The 25,124-nt window shown below is 69.0% G+C and carries 26 protein-coding genes; 18 read left to right on the plus strand and 8 right to left on the minus strand.

Going from position 1 to position 25,124, the window contains the following annotated elements; genetic code table 11:
• The first annotated feature begins 8 nt into the window (after nucleotides 1-8).
• The 3 genes from N1027_RS16615 to N1027_RS16625 all read left to right on the plus strand — a co-directional run bounded on the left by N1027_RS16615 (nucleotide 9) and on the right by N1027_RS16625 (nucleotide 2,282).
• A complete protein-coding gene (locus N1027_RS16615; RefSeq protein ID WP_259510443.1) occupies nucleotides 9-293 on the plus strand; it encodes a helix-turn-helix domain-containing protein in 285 nt (94 codons plus the stop codon).
• Entirely contained in the window at nucleotides 293-1,186 is an 894-nt protein-coding gene (locus N1027_RS16620) for a DUF808 domain-containing protein (protein ID WP_259509254.1), read from the plus strand. Before N1027_RS16615 ends, N1027_RS16620 begins: the two co-directional genes overlap by 1 nt.
• 70 nt (nucleotides 1,187-1,256) lie before the next feature.
• A complete protein-coding gene (locus tag N1027_RS16625; RefSeq protein WP_259509257.1) occupies nucleotides 1,257-2,282 on the plus strand; it encodes an NADPH:quinone reductase in 1,026 nt (341 codons plus the stop codon).
• Between the two features lie 38 nt (nucleotides 2,283-2,320).
• Here the strand turns inward: N1027_RS16625 and N1027_RS16630 are convergent, their stop codons facing one another.
• Entirely contained in the window at nucleotides 2,321-3,244 is a 924-nt protein-coding gene (locus N1027_RS16630; RefSeq protein WP_259509259.1) for a methyltransferase family protein, read from the minus strand.
• Nucleotides 3,245-3,583: 339 nt separating this feature from the next.
• Between N1027_RS16630 and N1027_RS16635 the strand changes: the two genes are divergently transcribed.
• The 5 genes from N1027_RS16635 to N1027_RS16655 all read left to right on the plus strand — a co-directional run bounded on the left by N1027_RS16635 (nucleotide 3,584) and on the right by N1027_RS16655 (nucleotide 9,639).
• Nucleotides 3,584-4,579 (plus strand): ABC transporter substrate-binding protein, encoded by a 996-nt coding sequence (locus tag N1027_RS16635; RefSeq protein WP_259509261.1) that lies wholly within the window; start codon nucleotides 3,584-3,586, stop codon nucleotides 4,577-4,579.
• 108 nt (nucleotides 4,580-4,687) lie between these two features.
• The gene (locus tag N1027_RS16640; RefSeq protein WP_259509263.1) at nucleotides 4,688-6,328 is read left to right on the plus strand and encodes a sugar ABC transporter ATP-binding protein; all 1,641 of its coding nucleotides are present in this window, start codon (nucleotides 4,688-4,690) and stop codon (nucleotides 6,326-6,328) included.
• Nucleotides 6,325-7,371 carry an ABC transporter permease gene (locus tag N1027_RS16645; RefSeq protein ID WP_259509265.1) on the plus strand — a complete coding sequence of 349 codons (1,047 nt, stop codon included), beginning with the start codon at nucleotides 6,325-6,327 and terminating at the stop codon, nucleotides 7,369-7,371. Before N1027_RS16640 ends, N1027_RS16645 begins: the two co-directional genes overlap by 4 nt.
• Nucleotides 7,368-8,423, plus strand: a complete 1,056-nt coding sequence (gene yjfF / locus N1027_RS16650) for a galactofuranose ABC transporter, permease protein YjfF (RefSeq protein WP_259509267.1) — start codon at nucleotides 7,368-7,370, stop codon at nucleotides 8,421-8,423. Before N1027_RS16645 ends, yjfF begins: the two co-directional genes overlap by 4 nt.
• Nucleotides 8,424-8,508: 85 nt before the next feature.
• Entirely contained in the window at nucleotides 8,509-9,639 is a 1,131-nt protein-coding gene (locus N1027_RS16655; protein WP_259509269.1) for a LacI family DNA-binding transcriptional regulator, read from the plus strand.
• Between the two features lie 44 nt (nucleotides 9,640-9,683).
• On the opposite strand, the gene N1027_RS16660 is transcribed toward N1027_RS16655, so the two are convergent.
• Entirely contained in the window at nucleotides 9,684-10,568 is an 885-nt protein-coding gene (locus tag N1027_RS16660) for a helix-turn-helix transcriptional regulator (RefSeq protein WP_259509270.1), read from the minus strand.
• An 86-nt stretch (nucleotides 10,569-10,654) separates the two neighbouring features.
• Here N1027_RS16660 and N1027_RS16665 point away from each other — a divergent pair, with 86 nt between their 5' ends.
• On the plus strand, nucleotides 10,655-11,458 hold the full coding sequence (locus N1027_RS16665) for an SDR family NAD(P)-dependent oxidoreductase (protein WP_259509273.1): 804 nt from the start codon (nucleotides 10,655-10,657) through the stop codon (nucleotides 11,456-11,458).
• A gap of 31 nt (nucleotides 11,459-11,489) precedes the next feature.
• Here the strand turns inward: N1027_RS16665 and N1027_RS16670 are convergent, their stop codons facing one another.
• Both N1027_RS16670 and N1027_RS16675 read right to left on the minus strand, forming a co-directional pair.
• Nucleotides 11,490-11,867: a VOC family protein gene (locus N1027_RS16670; protein ID WP_259509275.1), complete on the minus strand. Its 378-nt coding sequence runs from the start codon at nucleotides 11,865-11,867 to the stop codon at nucleotides 11,490-11,492.
• A gap of 79 nt (nucleotides 11,868-11,946) precedes the next feature.
• Nucleotides 11,947-12,312: a DUF2200 domain-containing protein gene (locus N1027_RS16675; RefSeq protein ID WP_259509278.1), complete on the minus strand. Its 366-nt coding sequence runs from the start codon at nucleotides 12,310-12,312 to the stop codon at nucleotides 11,947-11,949.
• Between the two features lie 113 nt (nucleotides 12,313-12,425).
• Between N1027_RS16675 and N1027_RS16680 the strand changes: the two genes are divergently transcribed.
• The gene (locus N1027_RS16680) at nucleotides 12,426-12,605 is read left to right on the plus strand and encodes a hypothetical protein (RefSeq protein ID WP_259509280.1); all 180 of its coding nucleotides are present in this window, start codon (nucleotides 12,426-12,428) and stop codon (nucleotides 12,603-12,605) included.
• Here N1027_RS16680 and N1027_RS16685 read toward each other — a convergent pair.
• The gene (locus tag N1027_RS16685) at nucleotides 12,602-13,258 is read right to left on the minus strand and encodes a DNA-3-methyladenine glycosylase family protein (protein ID WP_259509281.1); all 657 of its coding nucleotides are present in this window, start codon (nucleotides 13,256-13,258) and stop codon (nucleotides 12,602-12,604) included. The genes N1027_RS16680 and N1027_RS16685 overlap by 4 nt on opposite strands.
• 118 nt (nucleotides 13,259-13,376) lie before the next feature.
• Between N1027_RS16685 and N1027_RS20165 the strand changes: the two genes are divergently transcribed.
• A complete protein-coding gene (locus N1027_RS20165) occupies nucleotides 13,377-14,189 on the plus strand; it encodes a DinB family protein (RefSeq protein WP_308199805.1) in 813 nt (270 codons plus the stop codon).
• Between the two features lie 51 nt (nucleotides 14,190-14,240).
• On the opposite strand, the gene N1027_RS16695 is transcribed toward N1027_RS20165, so the two are convergent.
• Entirely contained in the window at nucleotides 14,241-15,125 is an 885-nt protein-coding gene (locus N1027_RS16695; protein WP_259509282.1) for a helix-turn-helix transcriptional regulator, read from the minus strand.
• Nucleotides 15,126-15,226: 101 nt separating this feature from the next.
• On the opposite strand from N1027_RS16695, the gene N1027_RS16700 reads away from it, so the two are divergent.
• The 6 genes from N1027_RS16700 to N1027_RS16725 all read left to right on the plus strand — a co-directional run bounded on the left by N1027_RS16700 (nucleotide 15,227) and on the right by N1027_RS16725 (nucleotide 22,545).
• Nucleotides 15,227-15,907, plus strand: a complete 681-nt coding sequence (locus tag N1027_RS16700) for an SDR family NAD(P)-dependent oxidoreductase (protein ID WP_259509283.1) — start codon at nucleotides 15,227-15,229, stop codon at nucleotides 15,905-15,907.
• A 611-nt stretch (nucleotides 15,908-16,518) separates the two neighbouring features.
• Nucleotides 16,519-17,610: an HNH endonuclease signature motif containing protein gene (locus N1027_RS16705; RefSeq protein WP_259510453.1), complete on the plus strand. Its 1,092-nt coding sequence runs from the start codon at nucleotides 16,519-16,521 to the stop codon at nucleotides 17,608-17,610.
• A gap of 276 nt (nucleotides 17,611-17,886) precedes the next feature.
• Nucleotides 17,887-19,149: a transposase domain-containing protein gene (locus N1027_RS16710; protein WP_259509285.1), complete on the plus strand. Its 1,263-nt coding sequence runs from the start codon at nucleotides 17,887-17,889 to the stop codon at nucleotides 19,147-19,149.
• 144 nt (nucleotides 19,150-19,293) lie between these two features.
• Complete coding sequence (locus N1027_RS16715; RefSeq protein WP_259509288.1) at nucleotides 19,294-19,773, plus strand: hypothetical protein; 480 nt, start codon at nucleotides 19,294-19,296, stop codon at nucleotides 19,771-19,773.
• Nucleotides 19,774-19,879: 106 nt separating this feature from the next.
• On the plus strand, nucleotides 19,880-21,973 hold the full coding sequence (locus tag N1027_RS16720) for an ice-binding family protein (protein WP_259509290.1): 2,094 nt from the start codon (nucleotides 19,880-19,882) through the stop codon (nucleotides 21,971-21,973).
• Nucleotides 21,970-22,545 carry an LPXTG cell wall anchor domain-containing protein gene (locus tag N1027_RS16725; protein WP_259509292.1) on the plus strand — a complete coding sequence of 192 codons (576 nt, stop codon included), beginning with the start codon at nucleotides 21,970-21,972 and terminating at the stop codon, nucleotides 22,543-22,545. Before N1027_RS16720 ends, N1027_RS16725 begins: the two co-directional genes overlap by 4 nt.
• 6 nt (nucleotides 22,546-22,551) lie before the next feature.
• Here N1027_RS16725 and N1027_RS16730 read toward each other — a convergent pair whose 3' ends face one another.
• Nucleotides 22,552-23,184, minus strand: a complete 633-nt coding sequence (locus N1027_RS16730; RefSeq protein WP_259509294.1) for a TetR/AcrR family transcriptional regulator — start codon at nucleotides 23,182-23,184, stop codon at nucleotides 22,552-22,554.
• A gap of 96 nt (nucleotides 23,185-23,280) precedes the next feature.
• Between N1027_RS16730 and N1027_RS16735 the strand changes: the two genes are divergently transcribed.
• The gene (locus N1027_RS16735; protein WP_259509295.1) at nucleotides 23,281-24,267 is read left to right on the plus strand and encodes a zinc-binding dehydrogenase; all 987 of its coding nucleotides are present in this window, start codon (nucleotides 23,281-23,283) and stop codon (nucleotides 24,265-24,267) included.
• 28 nt (nucleotides 24,268-24,295) lie between these two features.
• Here the strand turns inward: N1027_RS16735 and ppk2 are convergent, their stop codons facing one another.
• Nucleotides 24,296-25,108, minus strand: a complete 813-nt coding sequence (gene ppk2 / locus N1027_RS16740; protein ID WP_259509297.1) for a polyphosphate kinase 2 — start codon at nucleotides 25,106-25,108, stop codon at nucleotides 24,296-24,298.
• Nucleotides 25,109-25,124: the final 16 nt, after the last annotated feature.

Genomic DNA, 25,124 nt, shown 5'->3' on the forward strand with positions numbered 1-25,124 from the left:
TCAGGATGATGGTTCGCGCTCCGCTCACCCCCGAGCAGCTCGAGGCCGGCCGCCGTCTGGGCGAGACCCTGCGGCGAGCGCGCGGAGCCCGCTCCCTGAACGAGGTGGCGGCGCAGGCGGGAATCTCTCCCGAGACCCTGCGCAAGATCGAGACCGGTCGGTTGCCGAGCCCCGCCTTCGGGGTGGTCGCGGCCTTGGCCGGAGTTCTGAGCCTGTCTCTCGACGACCTGGCGGCAGAGTGGTCCGGGGAGTCGGCGCACGCACCGGCGACGCACGGCGTGAGGAGCGCCTAGTGTCGGTCGGCCTGCTCGCCGTCGTCGATGACATCCTCACGGCCGCACTGAAAGCGAGCGCCAAGACCGCGGGCGTCGTGATCGACGACGCGGCCGTCACCCCGCAGTACGTGCAGGGGCTCACGCCGGCTCGCGAACTGCCCGTCGTGTGGCGGATCTCGCTCGGCAGCCTGTTCAACAAGTTCATCATCATCATTCCCCTCGCTCTGCTGCTCTCGGCTTTCGCCCCGTGGGTGCTGCCGTTCCTCCTCATCATCGGCGGAACGTACCTGTGCTTCGAGGGCGCCGAGAAGGTCACCGAATGGTTCGGAGTGCATCACGGCTCCGACGAGACTGAGGCGCGCGATGAGCGCAAACTCGTGTTCGGCGCCATCCGCACCGACCTCATCCTGAGCACCGAGATCATGCTGATCGCCCTGGCCAGTCTCGATCCCGATTTCGGAATCTGGATGACGCTCGGTGCCCTCGCGGTGATCGCTCTCGGCATGACCGTGCTCGTCTACGGCGCGGTCGCCCTGCTGGTGAAACTCGACGATGTCGGATTGCGGCTCATGAAGAGTCCGGCGCGAGGCGTGCGCCGCACCGGTGCGCGGATCGTGGCGGCGATGCCCGGAGTGTTCCGCGTCATCAGCGTCATCGGCACCGTCGCGATGCTGTGGGTCGGTGGACACCTGGTGATCGCCAACCTGGCCGAGACGTTCTGGCACGGGCCCTACGATCTGCTGCACACGGTGACGCATGCCATCGAAGCCGCAGGGCCGGTGGTGGTGTGGATCGCCGACACCGCGATGTCGGCCGTGTTCGGCCTGGTGCTCGGGCTCATCATCGTGGCGATCGTGACCGGGATGTCACGCCTGCTCAAGCGCAACAAGGCGGCCGCCGTCGCGCACTGATCTCGGCCGATCGAGCGCCGATCGTGCGCCTCGCGGAATGAAGCCGGGCGCCGCGGGCGTTGCAACGAGCATGAGAGCCATCGTCTACACCTCCAACGGCACCTCCGATGTTCTGCGGCTCGAGGAGCGGCCCGTTCCCGAGCCCGCGGCCGAGGAGGTGCGGGTTCGGGTCGTCGTGTCGGCGGTGAACCCCACCGACTGGAAGAACCGCGCGGGCAGTGGATCGACCGTCGAGGAGATCGAGGAGCAGTCGCCGAACCAGGACGGTGCGGGCGTGGTCGACGCTGTCGGCCCCGGGGTGACATCGGTCGCCCCCGGCGATCGGGCGTGGCTCTTCCTGGCCGCGTATCAGCGCACCAGCGGCACCGCCGAAGAGTACACCGTCGTCCCGGCGGAGCGGGTCGTGAAGCTGCCCGACGAGGCCTCCTTCGACGTCGGCGCATCACTCGGGGTGCCCGCCATGACAGCCCATCGCGCCCTGACCGTGCATGACGGCGGGCCCTCGCGACTCGCTCCGGGAGCCCTGACCGGGCGCACCGTGCTGGTGGCCGGTGGTGCAGGCGCGGTCGGTCACGCCGCCATCCAGCTCGCCCACTGGGCCGGAGCGACCGTCATCACGACGGTGTCATCGCCCGCGAAGGCCGAACTCGCCGCCGCCGCCGGAGCCGACGTGATCGTGAACTACCGCTCGGAGGATGCCGTGGCACGCATCCGCTCGGCTGCACCGGACGGCGTCGATCTGGTGGTCGAGGTCTCCCCCGCCCGCAACGCCGACCTGAACGCCGCGGTGCTGGCGAACCACGGCACCGTCGCGGTCTACACCACCGACGGCGGCTCGCAGATGTCGCTCGACGTGCGCTCCCACTTCGCCCTCAACGTGCGCTATCAGTTCCTGCTGCTGTACACGGTGGGCCCCGAGGCGTTGGCCGCGGCGGCCGACGACATCACGGCGGCACTGCGCGACGGCGCATTGCCGGTCGGCGTAGGGGCGGGGCTGCCGCTCACCCGGTTCCCGCTCGCGGCCACCGCGGCGGCACACGACGCGGTGGAGCAGGGCGCCGTGGGCAAGGTGCTGATCGACGTCGCGTCGCTCTGAGCGATCACCCCGCTTCACCGCGCTGCGCGTTGCTTCGCCTACGGCGCCGACCGCGGCCGGCGCGGAACCCAGCAGCGCACCGCGCGGCGATAGCGCAGGAACTGGTCGCCGAAACGGAGTTCCAGATCGGCCTCCTCCTGCGGGCGCACGACGTAGTTCCACACCAGCGATCCGGCCACGGCGTACACGATCACCAGCCACGACGACAGGATGAGACCGACCGCGACGCCCTGCGCGATCCCGGCGAGCGCCATCGGATTGCGCACCCAGCGATACGGCCCCGCGATGACCAACCTGTTGGCCGTCGACGACGGTAACGGGGTGCCGTCGCCGAGCGTCGACATGACGATCGCCGACCAGATGCCGAGGCCGCTGGCGAGCACCAGCGCGACGACGCCGACGACGCCCACGACCCCAGCGAACCCCGACACTGCGAGACCCACTGCCCAGCGGCGTTCGAGTGTGGCGATCACGAGCGGGATCACGACGAGGAAGAGTCCCCAGAACACCACGATCTGCGCGAAGGTGCCAGTCACGTTCGCCGCGACGGTGCGCCGGGCGTCGGCCGTGCGGAAGGCGAAGGGCCCCCGGATGACCCAGTCGGTCGGAATGCGATCCAGCACGACCACGCAGACCGCGAGAAGCGATCCGGCGGCTGCCGCGGCCATGACGACCACACCCCACCCTGCCTCGGTCGTGATCGTGGCGTACACGGCGAGCGCTGTCGCGACGAGCGTCGTCCACCCCGCTGCGACGACGGCGGCCGCCTTGAACCCCATTGCGGCGAGCGCCGACGCGACGACGAAGAGCGGGATGTCGAACACGGCGACGGCGACGGGGTCCAGGTCACCGAGGGTGGCCTCCCGCACCGCCGGCCAGGTGAAGACGGCGACCCACCAGGCACCACCGGCCACCGCCTGGAGAGCGAAGTAGGCGCGAGCCCACCGCCGGAGCCGGGTCATCGGGTGGTTTCGATCATGGGGCGCCTTCGTAGGGAGGTCGACGCGGGTGGTGAAGCGGCCGTCGACGCGTGATCGCCGGAGCCGAGACCCAGGTTAGGGCACCGTGCCACGGTCGGGCACGCAGGCCAGTTCGGTGCGCCTCAATATGAGCGTTCACAATTTGCACCGTTGGCCGGTATCACGCCGATCCGAGCGTTATTGATCCGTTATCCGATTGCCAATTGTGAGGGCTCACAATTTGTGGTTACTATGACCCATCAGCCCCGACGTGGCGGCTGCACCCGGCACCATCACGCAGCACGTTCGCGGCCGGGACGTCTGAACAGAGAGGTTCACACGATGAAGAAGAAGTTCTTCGGTATGGCAGCGGCAGGGGTCATGCTCCTCACGCTCGCCGGCTGCGCCGGTGGCGGCACGACCGACAGCGTCGACTCCGCCGCAGGCCCCAAGTCCCTCGACGAACTGGTCGTCGGCTTCGCCCAGGTCGGCGCGGAGAGCGGATGGCGCACCGCCAACACGACCGACATCCAGACCGCCTTCGAAGACGCCGGCATCGAGCTCAAGTTCTCCGACGCCCAGCAGAAGCAGGAGAACCAGATCAAGGCCATCCGCTCCTACATCCAGCAGGGAGTCGACGTGATCGCCTTCTCCCCCGTGGTCGAGACCGGCTGGGATGCCGTGCTCAACGAGGCCAAGGCGGCGAACATCCCGGTGGTGCTCACCGACCGCGCCGTCGACTCGCAAGACGACTCGCTCTACGTGTCGTTCCTCGGCTCCGACTTCATCGAGGAGGGCAAAAAGGCCGGTGAATGGGTGGTCGAGGAATACAAGGACTCGACCGATCCCGTGAAGATCATCCAGCTCGAAGGCACCACGGGAGCCGCTCCGGCGATCGACCGCGCCGAGGGCTTCGCCGAGGTGACCGGCGCCGACGACAAGTTCGAGATCGTCGCCAGCCAGACCGGCGACTTCACCCGAGCCGGCGGCAAGCAGGTCACGGAGGCGCTCCTGAAGTCGAACCCCAACGTCGACCTCATCTACGCCCACAACGACGACATGGGTCTCGGAGCGATCGAAGCGATCGAAGCGGCGGGTCTGAAGCCCGGCGAAGACATCAAGATCGTCACCGTCGACGCCGTGAAAGACGGCATGCAGGCCCTCGCCGATGGCAAGATCAACTTCATCGTCGAGTGCTCGCCGCTGCTCGGCAAACAGCTCGTCGACATCGTCAAGCAGGTCAATGACGGCGAGACCCCCGAGAAGCGCATCATCACGGAGGAGACCACCTTCACCCAGGAGCAGGCCATCGAGGCCCTGCCCGACCGCCAGTACTGATCACGGGAACGAGGTGACGGATGCCGCGACGCGAGTCCCGGCATCCGTCACGTCTCTCGAAACCGCCGTTCCACGAAGAAGCCCGATCCCTCGAAGAAGAGAGAGCTCATGACCGAACCCGTGGTCGAGATGACCGGCATCACGATCACCTTTCCCGGGGTGAAGGCACTCGATGCAGTGGACTTCCGCATGTTCCCCGGGGAGGTGCACTCGCTCATGGGCGAGAACGGCGCCGGCAAATCGACGCTGATCAAGGCTCTCACCGGTGTGTATCCGATCGACGACGGCGTCATCCGTCTCGGCGGCCAGACCGTCTCGTTCTCCGGGCCGGCGCACGCCCAGGCGGCCGGCATCTCCACCGTCTACCAGGAGGTGAATCTGCTGCCGAACCTCTCGGTGGCCGAGAACATCCTGCTCGGGCGGGAGCCGCGACGCTTCGGTTCGATCGACTACCGCACCATGCGGCGCCGAGCGGCCGAACTGCTCGCGGGGCTCAACCTCGACATCGACCCGGGGTCGCTGCTCGGCTCGCACTCGCTCGCGGTGCAGCAGCTCGTGGCCATCGCCCGGGCCATCAACGTGAACGCCACCGTGCTCATCCTCGACGAGCCCACCTCGAGTCTCGACGCCGACGAGGTGGCGGAGCTCTTCCGTGTCATCCGCTCGCTCCGTGACTCCGGCGTCGCCATCCTCTTCGTGTCGCACTTCCTCGACCAGATCTACGAGATCACCGACCGGCTGACGGTGCTGCGCAACGGCCAGCTCGTGGGCGAATACCTCACCGAGGAACTGCTGCGCATCGATCTCGTACACAAGATGATCGGCAAGGAGATCACCGCCCTCGACGAGATCGGCAAACGCGCCCACGCGGCCACCGGCTCCGCCTCGGCGAGCGCCACCGACGACGCCGCCGCCCTCGGCATCCCCGCCTTCGCGGCGGCCAGCGGCTACGGGCGCAAGGGCGCCATCGATCCGTTCGACCTCGTCGTCGGGGCGGGCGAGGTCGTGGGGCTCGCGGGCCTCCTCGGCTCGGGTCGCACCGAATTGGCCCGCATCCTGTCGGGCATCGACCGAGCGGATGCCGGACACCTCGAGATCGAGGGCAAGGCAACCCGCCTCCGCACCCCACGTCAGGCCATCGGCAAGCGCATCGCCTACTCGTCGGAGAACCGACGGAGCGAAGGCATCATCGACGACCTGACCGTGCGTGCCAACATCGTGCTGGCGCTGCAAGCCGATCGCGGCTGGTTCCGGCCGATTCCGAAGAAGCGCCAGGAGGAGCTCACGCAGAGCTACATCCAGGCGCTCAACATCCGGCCCGCGAACCCCGACGCGCTGGTGCGCAATCTCTCCGGCGGCAACCAGCAGAAGGTGCTGCTCGCGCGCTGGCTGGCGATCGCACCGCGCCTCCTCATCCTCGACGAGCCCACCCGCGGCATCGACATCGGGGCGAAAGCCGAGATCCAGAAGCTCGTCTACACCCTCGCCGAGAACGGCATGAGCGTGATCTTCATCTCCGCCGAGCTCGAGGAGGTGCTGCGGCTCTCGCACCGCGTGGCCGTGCTGCGAGACCGGCGACTCGTCGCCGACATCGAGAACGACGGGCTCACGGTCGACGCCCTGCTCGCCCTGATCGCCGACGGTTCGGTGGCCGACGAGGCCCCGCCGCCCGACCCGCACCCCTTCGGGCCCGCCTACGACGAGCCCGCCACCACGTCCCTCACCTCACCCGCAGGAGACCTCCGATGAGCGCCGTACTCACCCGCATCGTGTCGAGCCGGCTGTTCTGGCCCATCGTCATGCTGCTCGTCCTGGTGACGATCAACGTCATCGCCTTTCCGGGCTTCCTCACCATCACGGTGAAAGACGGACACCTCTTCGGGTCGGTCATCGACATCCTCCGCAACGGGGCACCGACGCTCATCATCGCGGTGGGCATGACCCTGGTCATCGCCACCCGGGGCATCGACCTGTCGGTGGGGGCCGTCGCCGCCATCTCCGGCGCCGTCGCCTGCTCGATCATCTTGAGCTCCCCCGACCCCGGCAGCGTCGGCACCGTCGTCGTGGCCGTGGCGGTCGCGCTCGTGATCGCCCTCGTGCTCGGGCTCTGGAACGGATTCCTGGTGTCGGTGATCGGCATCCAGCCCATCATCGCGACCCTGATCCTCATGACCGCGGGTCGCGGCGTCGCGATGCTCATCACGGAGGGGCAGATCCTCACCGTGAACAGCCCGCCGTTCAAGGCCCTCGGCTCCGGCTTCCTGCTCGGACTGCCGGTGGCGGTGGTGATCGGCACCGTGATCTTCGCGATCGCCGCCCTCCTCACCCGGCGAACGGCTCTCGGCATGCTGATCGAATCCGTCGGCATCAACCCCGAGGCCAGCCGCCAGGCCGGCGTGCGCGCCCGGGGCCTGTTGTTCTCGGTGTACACCTTCTGCGCATTCTCGGCCGGCATCGCCGGACTCATCCTCACCGCCAACCAGACGGCAGCGGATGCGAACAACACCGGCTTGTTCATCGAACTCGACGCGATCCTCGCCGTCGTGATCGGCGGCACCTCACTCGCCGGCGGACGCTACTCGCTCGCCGGCACCCTCGTGGGAGCGCTCGTGATCCAGACCCTCGTCACGACGGTCTACACCGTGGGCATCCCACCGATCGTGACCATGGTGTTCAAGGCCGCCGTGGTGACCGCCGTCTGCCTGTTGCAGTCGCCCGCCACGAACGCCGCCTTCGGCCGGCTCCGCACCCGGTTGACGGCACGCGCCGGAAAGGGGATCACCGCATCATGACCACCACCCTCGACGCTCCCGCCTCCGGCCCGGCTCCCGGCCCCGGCGCTCCGTTCCGGCCCACGAAGCCGTCGGTTCTCGACCGGCTGCGCGACGTGCTCACCAGCCCCAAGTCGGGGCCCGTTCTCGTCACCGCCGCACTCTTCGTGGTGGTGTTCGTGATCGGCGGCCTCCGCTACCGGGGGTTCTTCTCGGGGCAGGTCTTCCTCAACCTGTTCGTCGACAACTCCTACCTCATCGTGCTCGCGGTGGGCATGACCTTCGTCATCCTCACCGGGGGTATCGACCTCTCGGTCGGCGCCGTGGTGGCGGTCTCGACGATGATCGCCGCGAGCTTGCTGCAGTCCGGCTGGTCGCCGGGCGCGGTGATCCCGCTCATCCTGGTGCTCACCTCGGTGCTCGGACTCCTCGTGGGCCTCATGATCCACGTCTTCAAGGTGCAGCCGTTCATCGCCACCCTCGCGGCGATGTTCCTCGCCCGCGGGCTCTGCTACGTGATCTCGAAGGACTCGATCTCCATCAGCGAGCCGACCTTCGTGGCGCTCGCGGTGACCCGCATCCCGCTCGGGGGCGGATTGAGCATCACCCCCAGCGTCGTGATCGCCCTCGTGGTGGTGATCGTGGCGGTGTGGGTGCTCGGCTTCACCCGCTTCGGGCGCACGGTCTATGCGATCGGCGGCAGCGAGCAGTCCGGTGTGCTGATGGGACTTCCGGTCGCGCGCACCAAGGTGATCGTCTACGTGGTGAGCGGATTCTGCTCGGGGCTCGCGGGCATCCTGTTCTCGTTCTACACACTGTCGGGATACCCGTTGACTGCGGTCGGAACCGAACTCGACGCCATCGCGGCCGTCGTGATCGGCGGAACGCTGCTCACCGGAGGCTACGGCTTCGTGCTCGGCTCGGTGCTCGGGGTGCTCGTGCTCGGCGTCATCCAGACCATCATCACCTTCGAGGGCACCCTCTCGTCGTGGTGGACGAAGATCTTCATCGGCGGGCTGCTGCTCGTGTTCATCATCTTGCAGAAGGTGCTGACCTCCCGCCGGAGGCGTTAGCAGCCCGCGGCGCGGCGCCCAGGGGCAGCCGCGATGACGCGATAATCAGTAGAACGCGCCTGACCGCGCCCGACGAGGATCCACCGTGACAGAAGACGACAAGGCGCGAAGCGCGACCATCTTCGATGTCGCGCGTCTGGCCGGTGTGTCGCATCAGACGGTGTCGCGGGTGCTGAACGACATGCCGAACGTGCGACCGGGAACGCGGTTGCGGGTCGAAGACGCCATCAAGCAGCTGCGCTACGTGCCCTCGCCCGCCGCGCGCGCCATGGTCACGCGGCGATCGCGCATGATCGGTCTCATCACGACCGGTTCGGCCGACTTCGGACCGGGGTCGACGGCGCTGCATTTCAACGAGACGGCTCGCGACGCGCGGTATGCCGTGATCACCGCCGGGCTGCTCGAGGCCAACGCGGCGAACGTGCGTGCGGCGGCCGAGCTGCTCGTGCGGCAGAACGTCGAAGCGATCGTGCTGATCGTGCAGCAGCGCTCGGCCGTGGAGGGTCTCGGCGGATTCGATCTCGGGGTGCCGGTGGTGGCGATCGCGTCGGAAGACCGGGGGCCCGCCCATCGGGTGTGGCTTGATCAGTACGGCGGTGCGCGAGCGGCGGTCGACCATCTCGTGGCGCTCGGCCATCGCGACATCCGGCTCATCGCCGGACCCTCCGAATCGATGGATGCCGCGGAGCGCAGCCGTGGCTGGTTCGGCGCTCTCGCCGCCCACGGACTGGTGAGCCGCGAGCCTCTGGTGGGTGACTGGACTCCGGCCAGCGGCTACGCGCACGGGCGGACGCTCGCCGCCGACGGCGCCACGGCAGTTTTCGTCGCCAACGACCAGATGGCGCTCGGGCTCATGCGGGCCCTCGCCGAGGCCGGACTCTCGGTGCCCCACGACGTGAGCGTGGTGGGGTTCGATGACATTCCCGAGGCGGAGTACTTCGCGCCTCCCCTCACCACGGTGCGCCAAGACTTCGTGCGTCTGGGCCGGGAGGCGATGGAGGCCGTGCTCGCCGTGCTGGGCGAGCCGGGCAGCGCCGAACGCGCAGACGACGCCCGGGTGGCTGCGGGTACGGAACTCGTCGTGCGGGGAAGCACGGCACCGCCGCGGGCAGGCGCAGCCGGGCCTGCTGCGGCGGGCGGCGGAGGCACGGCGGTGGTGGCGGGTCAGACGACGTCGGCCGATGAACAGGACCGGTCGACGCAGGCGCGCGTCTGAGAGACCGGCGAGCGGGAACCAGCACAGCGCCTGTTCCCTCGCCGTCAGAACGATCCGCCCGCGCTGATGCTCTCGGTTCCCAGCACGTCGAGCAACGCGAGCGCCTCCGCGTCGCGCGAGCCCTGCGGCGCCGAGTACAGCACGAGGTGCTGATCGCGGTCAGTGAGCGCCAGGGAGTCGCAGTCGACGGTGACGTCTCCGACGACGGGGTGCCGGAACGTCTTCGTGAGAGCCGGCACAGTCTGCACGTCGTGCCGTTCCCAGAGTCGGGCGAAGTCGGCGCTGCCCGATCGGAGCTCATCGATGAGGGCCAGCACGCTCGGGTCCGTCGGGTATCGGGCGAGTGTCGCGCGGAGCCGCATCACGACGGTCTGCCGGAACTCCGCGCCGTCGGAGATGCCGTACAGTGCCGCACCCGACCACTCGGGTTGCGTGAGCGGCGCCGCCGGCGACACCGGCAAGAACGCCTTGCGGGCGAGATTGCGATCCGGCGGCGCGAGCGCGCCGAAGTCCTCCATGAGGGCCGTCGCGAGGTCGTTCCAGGCGAGCACCTCGAACGTCGCCGACGTCACGAATCCTGCGGTCTGCGGAAGCCGCTCCAGGAGCGCCAGGATGCTCGGGCGAACGTCGCGGCGATGGAGGCCGGTGCGGATGGGCGCCGTGCCGGCGAGCCGATGCAGGTGCTCCGACTCCTCGTCGGTCAAGAGCAGCGCAGCCCCGATGCCGGCCAGCACCTCGCCCGACGGGCGCGGTGCCCTGCCTTGCTCGAGCCGCACGTAGTACTCGGTGGAGATGTGCGCGAGCACCGCGATCTCTTCCCGGCGGAGCCCCGGCGTCCTCCGACGTGAGCCAGAGGCGAGGCCCACGTCCTCCGGTCGGAGCCGCTCGCGCCGAGTGCGGAGAAAGGCTCCCAGTTCGTGCTTGTCCATGGCTCCAGTGTGCGCCTCGTCCGGCCGGCGATCGTAGTACCGTCGGTGCCTGCCTCCGGATGCCGCCACCGGCCCACACTGGCGACATGACAAACACCATCGTCGCCACCCCCATCGGCCCGCTCTCGGGCCCCATCGGCCTGCTCACGGGCAAGGTCGTCTTCATCACCGGCGCCAGTCGCGGCATCGGCGAGGCCGCTGCCCGCCTCAGTGCTCAGGAGGGCGCATCCGTCGTGCTGGCAGCCCGCAGTACCGCTGCGCTCGAACGCATCGTCACCGAGATCCGGGCCGCGGGTGGAGTGGCCGACGCGGTCACGCTCGACCTCGCCGACCCTGCGAGCATCCGCGCCGCCGTCGAGCACGTCGACGACCTGCACGGCCGACTCGACGGCGCCTTCAACAACGGCGCCGTGATTCAGCAACCCGGCCGGCTGGATGCGACGAGCGACGACGACATCGACGCCCAGTTCGCCGTGAACTTCCGCGCCCACTGGACCGCCATGACCGCCGAGGCCGCGCTCATGCGACGCACCGGCGGCGGGGCCATCGTCAACACCTCGAGCATCGGCAGCCGCCGCGCGAACCCTGCCCTTCCCGCCTACGGCGCGATGAAGCGGGCACTCAACAGTCTCACCGAGACCGCTGCGGTCAGCTGGGCCCCCGACGGCATCCGGGTGAACGGCATCACACCAGGCGGCACCGCGACCGAGATGATCGACGCCTGGGAGAAGGCGACCCCCGGTGTGATCGAGCGGATGTCGGCCACGATTCCGCTCGGGCGGATGGCCCAACCCCGCGAGGTCGCCGAGGTGGCCGCGTGGCTGCTCAGCGACCGTGCTTCCTATGTCACCGGCGCGATCGTGCCGATCGACGGCGGGGCCGGCGCCTGAACGGAGCGACGACCCACCGACCCACTGCGTCTCAGCCGGTGGGCGGTGAGAACAGGTTGACGAAATTGCCGTCGGGATCGCGGAAGATCGTCGACCGATTTCCCCAGGGCATCGTGGTGGGCTCGAGCACGACGTCGTCGAGCACTTCGCGAAGCCGCGCGAACTCGGCATCCACGTCGTCGACCTGGAACTCGACGATGACCGTGGCGTTGCTGCCCGGGCGTGGTGCGCTCTCGCCCAGCATCGCCACGGTCGCGGTGCTGCCGATCGCCAACCCTGCGCCACCCGAGGTGCGGATCTCGGCGAACACGGGTGCCGGGCGTGCGGCAACCTCTCCGGTGACCCGTTCGTAGAAGGCGGTGAGCCGATCGACGTCAGCGGTGATGATGCGGATGGATGCGAACTCCATGACTGTCCCTTCCGGCGGGTGATTCGACCCGACGCGTCCATCCTGCGCCCAACCCCCGACATCCGTTCAGCCGGCCGCATCACCGAGCAGGCGCCGGCTCCCGCAGGATCGAGGTCATCCTCTTTCCGCGCGCGACCTCGTCGACCAGCTTGTCCATGTAGCGGATCTTCTGCATCAGCGGGTCGTCGATCTCCTCGACGCGGAGACCACAGATCACCCCCGTGATGAGGGCCGAGTTCGGGTTCATCGCCGGGGCGTCCGCGAAGAACGTCTCCAAGTCGACCCCGTCGGCGATGGCCGTCTCGAGACCGGCCTCGTCGTATCCGGTGAGCCACGCGATGACCTCGTCGACTTCGGCCTTGCTGTGCTCTTTGCGCTCGACCTTCTGCACGTACAGCGGGTAGATGCTGGCGAAGCTGGTGCCGAAGATGCGGTGACCTGCCATGGCTCGACCTCCCTGACGGTGACTGATCTCAGAAACAGGGTAGCGGGCGGGCCGCACGACACGATAGAGAAGAACCACGACCTCCACCCAGGAGCAACGACAGGAGACAGACGATGAGCACCTTTGAGTTCGAAGCCGCGATCGCCGGAGCCCGGGAGGCCGCGAGCGCGGCGAGCTACGACATCCAGAAGCTCCCGGAGGACTCGGTCGAGCGGCAGGCGCTCCATGGCATCATCACGGCGATCGACCGCCTGATCGAGGCCTTCGACGCCCAGTCCGACGACGAGGATTAGCCTGCGCCGGTGACCGGGCTGGGAGCGGTTCCCCCGTAGAGCTCGTCGGCCCGCCAGCAATACCAGGCGAGCACACTGCGATACGGGCGGAACCGCTCCCCCGCCTGCAGCAGCTCCTTCGGTGTGGGCGTCGGCACCTTCCACGCCGACCCGTACCCCTTCCGCACACCGAGGTCACCGATCGGAAGCACGTCGATGCGGCCGAGATGGATCATCGTGAAGACGTCGGCCGTCCACTCCCCGATGCCGCGCACGATCGTGAGCCCGGCGACGATCTCCTCGTCGCTGAGCTGGGCGAGCGACTCGTCGTCGACCATCACGGTGCCGTCGTGCACTTTCGACGAGAGATCGAGAATGGAGGCGGCTTTCGCCCCGGAGAGGCCCACGGAGCGCAGCTCGTCGGGGCTGAAACGCAGGATGCGCTCCGGTTCGACCGCGTTCTCGAGCAGGGCCGCAAGTCTGCCGTAGATCGCCTGCGCGGCCGATCCGGCGAGCTGCTGATAGGTGATCGCTCTGACGAGAGCCGCGAAGTTGGAGTCGGTCTGTTGCGGCAGGCTCACCGGGCCTGTCACCTCGAAGAGGTGCGCGATGACCGGATCGCGTTCGGCGAGTTCCCGAGTGCCCAGGTCGTAGAGTTCCTGCTGCGTAGTCATGATCTCGCGAGGCTAGTCGCGCTCGGGCGGCGAGGGAAGACCCCGGCAGCGCGGACTTCGTGCTCCTCGGCTACGCCCTCCGCTTCGCGATCGCCGTCGCCCTGGTCTCGGTGCCGCGGTGTTCGCCGCCGAGTACTCCTGGCCGATCCTGCTGCACGCGAGCACCGATCCGAGCATCTTCCGGCAGAGCGCGCATCCGGCCACCCGCGCTCTCTCACCGCTCGCGGGCCTCGGCACCATCGCGGTCATCCTCGTCGGACTCGTCGATCGTCTCCATCCGAGGGCGGCGCGACCCGCGATGGGATGGCGCGGCCGACCTGAGTCGACGAGGATGAGTCGGATGAGCGAGCAACCCGACAACGGCCGACCCGACAGTGAGCATCCTGATCGATGGAGCAAGGCCACGGTCTACCCCGACATGTGGGTGAACCCCGACGACGATCCGCGCAACGTCGGCGGGGGCAGCCCGGAGGGCGAACTGGCCACGCTGCACGACTTCCTGGCCGACTACCGGTTGACACTCCGGATGAAGTGCGACGGCCTCGATCCGGAGCAGCTGGCCCGCCGGTCGGTGCCACCGTCGACGATGTCGCTGCTCGGTCTCCTCCGCCATCTCGCCGAGGTGGAACGCGACTGGCAGAACTGGATCACGACGGGCGATCCGGCACCACGCCTCTACGGCGAGAAGGACGCCGACTTCGATGGAGCCGTCGCCGACCAGGCCGTCGTCGATGCGGCCTACAGCGACCTCGCTCGGGAGCAGGACGCCACCGACGCGCTGCTGGCCACGCATCCGGATCTCGGTGAGCGCGTAGGGCGCGAGGACATCGCCGTGAGAGAGCTCCTGGTGCACCGCATCGAGGAGTACGCCCGGCACTGCGGGCACGCCGACCTGTTGCGGGAGTGCATCGACGGCCGAATCGGGCAGTGAGCTCCGCAGGCGTGTCAGGCTCTCCGGAAGGATCGGCTCGGGCGTCCTGTCTCAGGCTTCTGCGACGGGCCGGCCTGGTGCTGAGGCGACCGGTTCCGCCGGCGCTGTGGTGAGTGCCTGCAGGCCCGTGACCCGCAGGAGATCGAGCTTGGCCTCATCCGCACTTCCCGGCGTCGCGGTGTAGACCACGATGCGCAGATCGCCGCCCGGCACTGTCAGCACGTCGCAGTCGACCGTGATCGGTCCGGCCGGGGTGTGCGTGATCGTCTTGCGACTCGACCGATGTTCGGCCACCCGCGCCTCGGACCACCGACGCTCGAACTCGGGCGATCGCGCACGCAACTTCGACACCAGCTGTGCGAGTGCGCCGTCTTGCGGATACCGGCCCACCGCGGTGCGCAGGTCGGCCGCGAGGTCGCTCGCGAACTCCTCTTCGTGCACGGCGTCGTACTCGATTCCGCCGTGCCCGGAGGTGAAGTGGCGCCACACCAGGTTGCGATCGATGCCGACATAGCGCGACGGATCACCGGTCAGCGCCGCCCAGAGCGGATTCCACAACAGGATGTCGTGGGTCGCCGAGAACACCGCGATCGGCACATCGCCGAGTCGGTCGACGATGCGCTGCACTCCGGGTGTGATGTGCTGCGGCACGACGCTCCGCGACGGAGGAGCGATGCCGGCGACGCGGTAGAGGTGGTCGCGTTCGTCTTCGCTGAGGCGCAGGGCGAGGGCGAGCGCGCCGAGGAGCTGGGGAGACGGATGCGTCGCCCTGCCCTGCTCGAGACGCACGATGTAGTCGACGCTCACTCCGGCCAACGCCGCCAACTCTTCACGGCGGAGGCCGGCGGTTCGGCGTCCTGAACCCGCGGGCATGCCGACATCCGCTGGACTGACGCGGTCGCGCCAGGCTCGGAGCACGCTGGCGAATTCGCTCATGCCTCCATCCTGTCTCCTGCGGATGTGTGCCGGGTGGTACTGCTGGTCCCACCGTCCACGGGTGCCTGGGCGATGCGCGGCGCCGCCCGCAATCTGGACTCATGACAACAACACTCATCACCGGCGCCAACAAGAGCCTCGGCCTCGAAACCGCCCGACGCCTGATCGACGCCGGCCACACCGTGTACGCCGGGATGCGCGACCCCAAGAACGGCGATGCGGCACGTGCTCTCGGGGCTCGGGTCGTGCAGCTCGACGTCACCGACCAGGCGAGTGTCGACGGTGCACTCGCCACCCTGCCCGAACTCGACGTGCTCGTGAACAACGCCGGCATCCTCGGAACCTCGTTCGGAGTCGACGACCTCTCCGTTGCGGCGATGTCGACCGTGTTCGACACCAACGTGCTCGGAATCGCACGTGTCACGCAGGCGGCTCTTCCTCTGCTCGGTCGATCGGCGAATCCGGTCATCGTGAATGTGGCGTCGGGCGTCGGCTGGCCGCGGTTCCTCAGCACCGAGGGGCGTGACGAGTTCCCGGTGGCGGCCATCCCATACGCGTCGTCCAAGGCAGCGGTGATCACATTGACCGTGCAGTATGCGAAGAATCTGCCCGGCTTTCGGGTGAACGTGAGCGACCCCGGCTACACCTCCACCGACTTCAACCGGCACAGCGGTCACCAGACGGTGACGGAGGGAACGGATGCGACGGTGCGGCTCGCGCAGGTCGCCGCCGATGGGCCCACGGGCGAGTTCCACGATCGGGAGGGGCGCATCGAGTATTGACCTGTCGGGGCGGAGGCGCGGGCGCGGGCGCCGGCGCCGGCGAACCTCGGGGCGATGTCGGTGGGTGGTGGTTGACTTATCCTCATGAAGCAGTCGCGCGTCGCATTCACCCCTGAGCCCTCCCAGGGCCCGGATGCGCGGGGTCGCGACGGGGTCGGTGCCGGGTTCGACGTGGGCGGTGCCGGGGTCGATGAGCTCGGTGCCGGGTTCGATGAGCTCGGTGCGCTGTTCGACGCGGAGGTGCGGTCCATCGTGGCCGAAGCGGCCGTGGTCGCCGCGTCCGACGCCCGCCGCGCCCGGCACGTCGCGAAAGCCGCCACCCTCGCCGACCGGATGGCCCGGCTCGACGGTTCCGCCGCGACCGCGGCCGGGCGGGAATGGGCCCGCCGTAGGCTCGCCACCGAGATCGCCTGCGCCACCCGCCGCTCCGAGCGCGCCATCACCATCCTGATCGGCGACAGCGAACACCTCGTCGACGAGCTCCCCCTCACCCTGGCAGCCCTTGAACAGGGCACCATCTCCTACCCGCACGCCCGAGCCATGATCGGCCACGCCAGCACCCTCCCAGCACCCTCCCGGAACCCTCGCGCGGAGCGTTCGAGCAGCACCTCCTGCCACACGCCGAGGCTCTCCCCCCGCACCGCTTCGACGACCGGGCCCGACGCCTCCGTGAGAAGACCCACCCGGAATCGATCATCACCCGCACGAAGGCCGCGCGAGAAGATCGGCACGTGCGCTTCCAGCCCGACTGCGACGGCATGGCCACCCTCTCCCACTACCTCCCTGCCGTCGATGCGTTGGCCATCGACGACTTGATCGACAAGATCGCCCGCGCCACCCGCACCACCGCTACGAGTGCCGCGCGGGGCACCGACGCCGATCCCCGCACGCATGCGCAGCGCCGCAGCGACGCCCTCACCGACCTGATCCTCGGCCGGGGCGACCGGCCCCGCATCACCCCCACCATCCTCATCACCGCACCCGCCACCACCATCGCCGGCACGTCCGACCAACCCGGCGACCTGCACGGCTACGGCCCCATCGACCCCGCCACCACCCGCGCCATCGCCGCGACCGCACCCACCTTCCTCCGCGCCCTCCTCAGCCCCGAAACCGGCCAACCAACCACCATCACCCGCCACCGCCACCGCCCCGTCGCCGACCACCCGAACCCCAGTCCAACCACCCAAACCAGAACACCACGCCACAATCACCCCAGCCCCACCGCCAATCCCCACCACCCGGACGCAGGCCCGACGGAAGCACCACCTGACGGTCGCGACCGCTACACCCCGTCACCCGCCCTCCGCACCGCGCTCACCCTGCTCGACGAAACCTGCCGCTTCCCCGACTGCGGCCGCCGCGCAGCACGCTGCGAACTCGACCACACGAAGGCCTGGGCCGAGGGCGGCACCACCACCCCCGATAACCTCGCCCACCTGTGCTCGCGCCACCACCACCTCAAACACGAAGGCGGCTGGACCGTCACTCCCGCCCAAGACGACACCCGAACCCTCACCTGGACCAGCCCCCGAGGCGCCCCCTACTCGACCGCCCCACCAGAGGCTTCACCACCACCACCACCACCACCGTCACCGTCACCGCCACCGCCACCGCCACCGCCACCGCCACCGCCACCGCCACCGCCACCGCCACCGAACACCTCACCACCAGCGACCTTCGGCAGCTATCCACCTCCCTAACGAACCCGCGGCGAGTAGGGCGGGAACTCGCACGGCCGTCCCGAGAAGTTGAGGGGTGTGGTGGGTTTCGGGTTGGGGCGCCTTTGAGCTCCGCTCAACCGAAGCCCCAACCCGAAACCCACCACAGCCCGACCCCACCACACCCCGGCCCCTCCACAGCCCGTCCCGTCCCGTCCCGTCCCGTACCAACCCCACCACCACGAAGCGCTAGACCCAACCCGACACATCCCGACGCAAACAACCGTTTACTTAACCCAGACTGGCTATGCTCAACACATGCCTCGATCGGGTTGGATCAAACCAGATGTCGACCATCGACTCTCCGACCACCTGGCCTTCGCCATGCTGACGAGGGTCTACCCGCCCGACGTCGTCGACGAGGTCATCGCCGAGGTCGGCCGTCTACAGCGCCGCACCCGGATGCTGCCCTCGCGCATCGTCGTCTACTACGTGCTCGGGCTGGCCCTGTTCTCGAACTCGTCCTACGACGAAGTCATCCGACTCTTGATCGCCGGCCAGTCGTGGTCGTCGGGGTGGTCGCAGTCCTGGCCGGTGCCCACCAAGGCCGCCCTGTACAAGGCGCGACTGCGACTCGGTCCCGAACCGCTGCATCTGCTGTTCGACCGCGTCGCCCAACCCATCGCCACCCCCGGCAGTGATGCCGGCTCCTATCGCGGCCGGCGACTGCTCGGAATGGACGTCATCTCCCTCGCCATCCCGGGAACACCCGCCAATGAAGCCGAGTTCGCGGGCCCGATCCCGCAGACCGACGCGGACCCCACGGCCGCAGCAGCCGACACCGCCACCACAGCCACAGCCACAGCCACAGCCACCACCAGAGCCGCCGCCACGTCCACAGGCACAGCCACCGGCACCAGCCCTTCGCGTCGGCTCTCGGTGCGGGTACTGGGTCTCACCGAGCTCGGCACAGGCGCGGTGATCGGCGCATCCATCGGCGGCGCGCACGACGAGCTCAGCGCCAGTGCAGCCGACCTGCTCCCCGCTCTGGGTCCAGGTCAGCTCCTGCTCGGCGCACCGGAGTTGTACGACCCACAGCTCTGGGCCCGAGCCGCGGCCACCGGAGCCGACCTGCTCTGGGAGCTCCCACCCGAGGTCGCGTTCGCCGTCGACTCGCGTCACGCCGACGGGTCGTTCAGCGCGCGAATCGCAACGAGTCCCGACGGCCCACCGCAGTCATCCGACAGCCACCCCGTGCGCATCGTCGAACATCCGGTATCAGCCGGAGGCAGAGCCGTCTCGGCGATCGGCGATTCGCACCGGCGCTACGCCACCACCCTCCACGACCCCGATGCCGACCCGGCCGTCGATCTCGTCGGCCTTCTCTCGAGGCGTCGCAGTTTGGCCTCCGCTTTCGACGAGTTCCGGGCTCACCGCAATAGTCCTCAGGTCGTGTTGCGGTCGAAGATCCCAGCCGGGGTGCGGCAGGAGATCTACGGCTATCTCTGCGTGCACTACGCGATGCGCTGGATCATGAACGCTCCCGATACGCACGCCCTCGACGTCGAATTCACCCATTAAGTAAACGATTCTTCAATTCTGCTTGTCCTGATGGACGATCCCGTGGTAGACCTCACGTGGTAGCTCCGATTGGGGGGGCGGTCCCTTCGGTGGAAAGCGTCGAGGCTGCAAGCCACAGGCACGACAAATCAGGGGGAGGCCATCATGGCCAGAACGATTCGGCGCGGAAAAAAGCGCATCACCATCGGTGTCATCGCATTGCTGACAGTCGCCGGCGCGGGGGCCGCGTTCGCGTACTGGACCTCGACGGGTAGCGGCACCGGAGCCGCCACCACGGGCGAGAGCGTCGCGTTCACCATCACCAGCGAGACCGCTGTCGGCACGATCGCCCCCGGCAACGCCGGACAGACCGTCGACTTCACCGTCACGAACCCGGGCGAGGGCTCGCAGTATCTCACCACGGTGACGGTCGCGCTGGCCACCGCCGCGGGTGTGCCGTGGGTGCCGGCGGGCGATTGTTCGATCGACGACTACGTGGCCACCATCAGCACGGCACCGCCCGCCGGACAGATCGCCGCCGGCGCATCGGTCGACGGCACCGCGACGGTGACGCTCACGAACACCGCCGAGAACCAGAACGACTGCCAGGGCCAGACGGTCCCGCTGTACTTCGAGGCGTCCTAAGCACCAACCGAGCGTCTCCGGATGCGTCGCCGTCACGCGGCGCATCCGGAGCACCCGGCCGGACCGTTCCATGAATAGATCCACTTCCACCCAGCAGGCATCTCGGATGCGCCGTACCGGCCGATCCGCGTTCGTCCTCCTCGCCTCTTTCGCGCTCGTCGCAACGGGCGCATCGTCAGCCTCGGCCTACTGGACCGCTGCCGGTTCGAACGCCTCGCAGGCCACGACGTCGACACTCGGCCCACCCACCGGCGTGACGGTGCCCGCGACCGCGGTCGCCTCCGTTCCCGTCAGCTGGACGGCTTCAGCCGGGGCCGTCACCCCCGAGGGCTACTACGTCACCCGCAGCGACGCCGCCGACGGCACCGGCACCGTCGCCGCCTGTTCAACCGGCCCGACCGCGCTCACCGCGGCGACCTCGTGTTCCGATCCGGCCGCCGCGGGCGCCTACCGCTACACCGTCACCGCGGTCTACCGGTCATGGACGAAAGCCAGCGAACCCAGCGCAGCCGTCACCGTCTCCGATCCATCACTGCTCGGGGCGGCGCAGAGCTACTCCGTGCTGGCGTACACCGCCGTGGTGAACACCTCGACCTCCGTCATCAGCGGCGACGTCGGGGTCAGCCCCAGCATCGCGGTGTCCGGCTTCCCGCCCGGGCAGGTCGGCGGCGACATCCATGCCGGCGACGCCCATGCCGCGGCCGGGCAGGTCGCGGTCGACGCCGCACTCACCGAGCTGAGCGCACGAGCTCCGGATGACGTGATCGTCGGCGACCTGGGTGGCCGCACTCTCACGGCCGGCACCTATCACTCGGTCGCCGCCCTCGCCATCACCGGAATCCTGACTCTCAACGCAGAAGGCGACCCGGATGCGATCTTCGTGTTCCAGACGGATGCCGCGTTCAACACCGCGGCGGCCAGCAGGGTCGTGCTCGAGAACGGTGCCCAGCCGTCGAACGTCTACTGGGTCGCCACCGGCGCTGCCGGCACCGGGGCGGATTCCTTCCTCTCGGGCACCATCCTCTCCCGCGGAGCCATCACGCTCGGGGCGAACACAGAGCTCATCGGCCGGGCCCTCTCTCGAGGCACCGTCACCCTGGCGAGCAACATCGTGCGGTTCACGGTGGCGCTTCCGCCGACCATCACCATCGACGGCGGGGCCGTCGCGGTCACCCAAGACACCACGCCGACGTTCTCGGGCACCTCGAACGCCGCCGTCTCCAGCCCTGTCACCGTGACGGTCGCCGGCCAGATGTTGTACACGACCGTCGGCGCGGGCGGTGTCTGGAGCGTCACCGCCGCGGATCTCACCGCGTGGACGTATCCGGTCGTGGCCAAGGTGCGCGAAGCCTCCGGAAACGGCACGGCGGCATCGCAGTCGCTCACCGTCGAGGTGAACCCAGCGACGATCGCGCTCGGCACGTCGGGCAGCTACTCGGTGCTGGCAGCGACCGCCGTCGTGAACACCGGCTCGACCTCGCTGAGCGGTGACCTCGGAGTCTCGCCCAGCACAGCCGTGACCGGCTTCCCGCCCGGAACCCTGGGCGGAGCCATCCACGCCGGCGACTCGTTCGCGGCGACGGCTCAGGCCGATCTGCTGGCAGCGATCGAGGACGGGTCGTCGCGAGCGCCGCACACCGAGATCATCGGCGATCTCGGCGGCCGCACCTTCCACATGGGCGTGCACCACAGCACGGCAGCCTTGGCGATCACGGGCATCCTGACGCTCGATGCGCAGGGCGATCCGGATGCGGTGTTCATCTTCCAGACCGATGCCGCGTTCGACACGGCGGCGGCGAGCACCGTCGTGCTCGAGGGCGGCGCTCAGGCCGGCAACGTGTTCTGGGTCGTGGAAGGCGCGGCCGGCACCGGCGCGAACTCCTTCTTGTCGGGCGCCGTGCTGGCCCGCGGCGCGATCACGCTCGGTGCGTCCACGGCTCTCGCCGGACAGGCACTCTCGCTCGGCACGGTCACGTTGGCATCGAACGCGGTCACCGGCGCCGTGCCGGCACCCGCGGAGCCGGCCGCCGGCGCACGCCTGGCACCGACGGATGCGCCGGCCGACGCGCTGTGGGGTCCGGCGGCGCCCGAGCAGATCGCGGCGCCGACACCGAGCCCTTCGCCCGATCCCACCCCGGCCTCCACCGCTGAGCCACTCCCCCCGACCCCCACCACAACCAGCCAACCGGTGATGCCATGATCTGCGACCAGTTACCGAATACGGGCTTCAGCCCGCAGCTGTGGATGATCGCGATCGGCGCCCTCGTCTGTGTCTTCGTGGGCGCCGTCGTGCTGGCTCGCCGTCGCCGGCTGGGGGTGGCTGCGGCCCTCATCCTCGTCGTCGCGCTGGGCGCGACCGCCGTGGGCCTGCCCGCTCAGCCCGCCCAAGCATCCACCGCAGGCTGCACCAGTGCGCCCGCTTCCGTCACCGTCGTGCAGACCTCCGTCATGGAGGGCCTCGCACCCGGCATCGCCCCGACCGCCATCGCCGGGCTTGTGGAGAACACCGGCACGGCGCGCATCCACGTCGTCGCCGTCGACGTCGAGATCACCACGATCAGCACGGTGCCCGGCTCCGCCACAGGTGCGTGCGACCCCAGCGACTATGTGCTCCTCGACCCGCGCATGCCCGTCGATCGCTCACTCGACGCGGGCCGGTCCACACCCTTCGCCGGCGCATCCATCGGTTTCAGCAACAAGGTCACCCGCCAAGACGCCTGCCAGAACGCGATCGTGAACCTGCTCTACACGGTGCAGGCTGTCGAGAATTGAATCCTGTCAGCTCCGGGCGAGCACGAACGACGTGACTCGCGCGGGCGGGGGCAGCGCGCCCTCGCCCCCGGATGCGCGGAAGCCCTCGATCGCCAGCGCCGCGAACCGGCGGGCGGCGGCCACGCGCAGTTCGTCCGTCGCGGCCGAGATCCCGCGTCCCGCCATCAGCACGAGCACCAGGTCGTCGAGCACGACGTCGGATCGCATCGCACCCGCAGCCTGCGCGCGCCGGCACAGCTCGGCGAGGGAGCGCAGCATGCCGGCCCGGTGTGCGGCGAAGTCGACCGCGTCGGGGAACGTCGCCATGAAGGCATCGATGAACCCCTGGTTGTGGGCGTTCAGTTCGCCGATGCGCACGAGCACCGACGAGAATCCTCGCCAGGCATCCGGGTCGGCGAATCCCTCGGCCACGATCGCCCGGCAGGCCTGCAATTCGTCGGTGAACGCCGCGTCGATGAGGGCCTGTTTGGTGGGGAACCGTCGGTAGAGCGTGGCCGGGCCGACGCCAGCCCGGCGCGCGACGGCCCGCATCGGCACGTCGAGCCCGCGCTCGGAGAACAGCTCCCGCGCGGCCGCGAGCACACGGGTGCGATTGTCTTCGGCGTCGGACCGCAACATGTGAGGCAATCGCTCGGGCATGCGTCTCAGTTTAGCCAAGTGGACGGGGGCGTCCGGTAGCGTCACCGGAGTGCTGGGCGGATGCTCGGCTTTCGATCGAACAGGAGCACGACGACGATGCAGGCAGTCACCATTCAGAGTTTCGGAGATGCGGACGGGCTGGCGGTGGTCGACCTCCCCGAACCTGAACCCGCGCCCGGACAGATGCTCGTCGAGGTCGAGGCGATCGGAGTGGGCGGTGTCGACGCGGTCATCCGGCGCGGCACCCTCGGCACGTCGGGGTTCCGCGAAGGGCTCGTGCCCGGCAGTGAGGTTGCCGGCCGCGTGATCGGGGTCGGCGACGGGGTCGACAGCGGGTGGATCGGACGGCGGGTCTGGGCGTTCACAGGCGTCGGCGGCGGCTACGTCGAGCGCGCCGTCGCCGCGGTCGACGACGTGACGGCGTTGCCCGATGGCCTCTCGCCGATCGACGCGGTGACGCTCGGAAGCGCTGCACCGGTGGCCCATTTCGCTCTCGCCCACGCGCGGTTCGCGCCGGGCGAATCCGTTCTGGTGCGGGGGGCGGCCGGAAGCATCGGCATCGCGGCGGTGCAGCTGGCAGCGGCGGGCGGGGCGCGGGCCATCGGCGTCACGACATCGTCACTCGAGCGCGGGGAACGGCTGCTGGCACTCGGCGCGACGGAGATTCTCGACCGAGCGGGCAACGCCAGCGCCTCCGCGGACTCCCCGGGCGCCCTCTCCGCACCGACCGGGTTCGACGTCGTGATCGACATCGTGGGTGGCCCGGATCTGCCCGCTGTCATCGAGCGACTGGCGCCGAACGGACGCCTCGTGTCCGTCGGTGTCGTGGCCGGTCATCCGCCGGCCGACTTCGGGATGTCGCTGCTGCGGTCGTTCCAGCGTTCCTTGTCGTTCGCGACCTTCAGTCTCAACACCGTACCCGTGCCGGAGCGCAATCGGGTGCGCGCCGACCAGTTCGCAGCAGCAGCCCGCGGCGAGCTGCGCGCCGTGGTGCACGATCTGCTCCCCCTTGCTCGAGCCGCCGAAGCGCACCGGCGCATGGACGCGGGCGAGGTCTTCGGTCGCATCGTGCTGACCCCCTGACGGCATGGAGCCACCCGCGTGAAAGGCCTCAGAGCGCCGCCGCGTGATCGGGCACGAATCGGTGGCCGTCGAGGGGCGGCCGTGTCTCGTCCTGCGCGCCCGGCCGCTCCGGGAACTCGACGTCGTCGGGGTCGAGGTGCTCGTACGGCACCTGACTCAGGATGTGGTTGATGGTGTTGATACGCGCTGAGCGCTTGTCGTCGCTCTCGATGGTCCACCACGGCGCCTCGACGATGTCGGTCACCTCGAACATCGCATCCTTCGCGCGGGAGTAGTCCTCCCACTTCGTGATGGAGAGCAGGTCGGTCTCCGAGAGCTTCCAGCGCCGCATCGGATCGTTCAGCCGCGAGCGGAAACGCTTCTCCTGCTCGGTGTCACTGACCGAGTACCAGTACTTCAGGAGGATCATGCCGTCGTCGACGAGCATCCGTTCGACCACCGGAACCTGATCGAGGAAGCGGTCGTACTGCTCGTCGGTGCAGTACCCCATCACGCGCTCGACCCCGGCCCGGTTGTACCACGAGCGGTCCATCAGCACGATCTCGCCCGTGGTCGGAAGTCGCTCCACGTAGCGCTGGAAATACCACTGCCCCTTCTCCCGATCACTCGGCTGAGGCAGCGCCACCACGCGGGCGCTCCGCGGGTTGAGGTATTGCATCACCCGTTTGATCGCTCCCCCCTTGCCGGCGGCGTCGCGACCCTCGAAGATCACGAGCACGCGCGCACCGGTCGCGGTGACCCACTGCTGCATGCTGACGAGTTCGATCTGCAGGCGCCGCAATTCGGTCTCGTAGAGTGCCTTGTCGAGGCGATGGGCGGAATGGGACTTCTTGTGGCTCATCACCCCATCCGAGCAC

Source organism: Herbiconiux aconitum (assembly GCF_024979235.1).
GTDB lineage: Bacteria > Actinomycetota > Actinomycetes > Actinomycetales > Microbacteriaceae > Herbiconiux > Herbiconiux aconitum.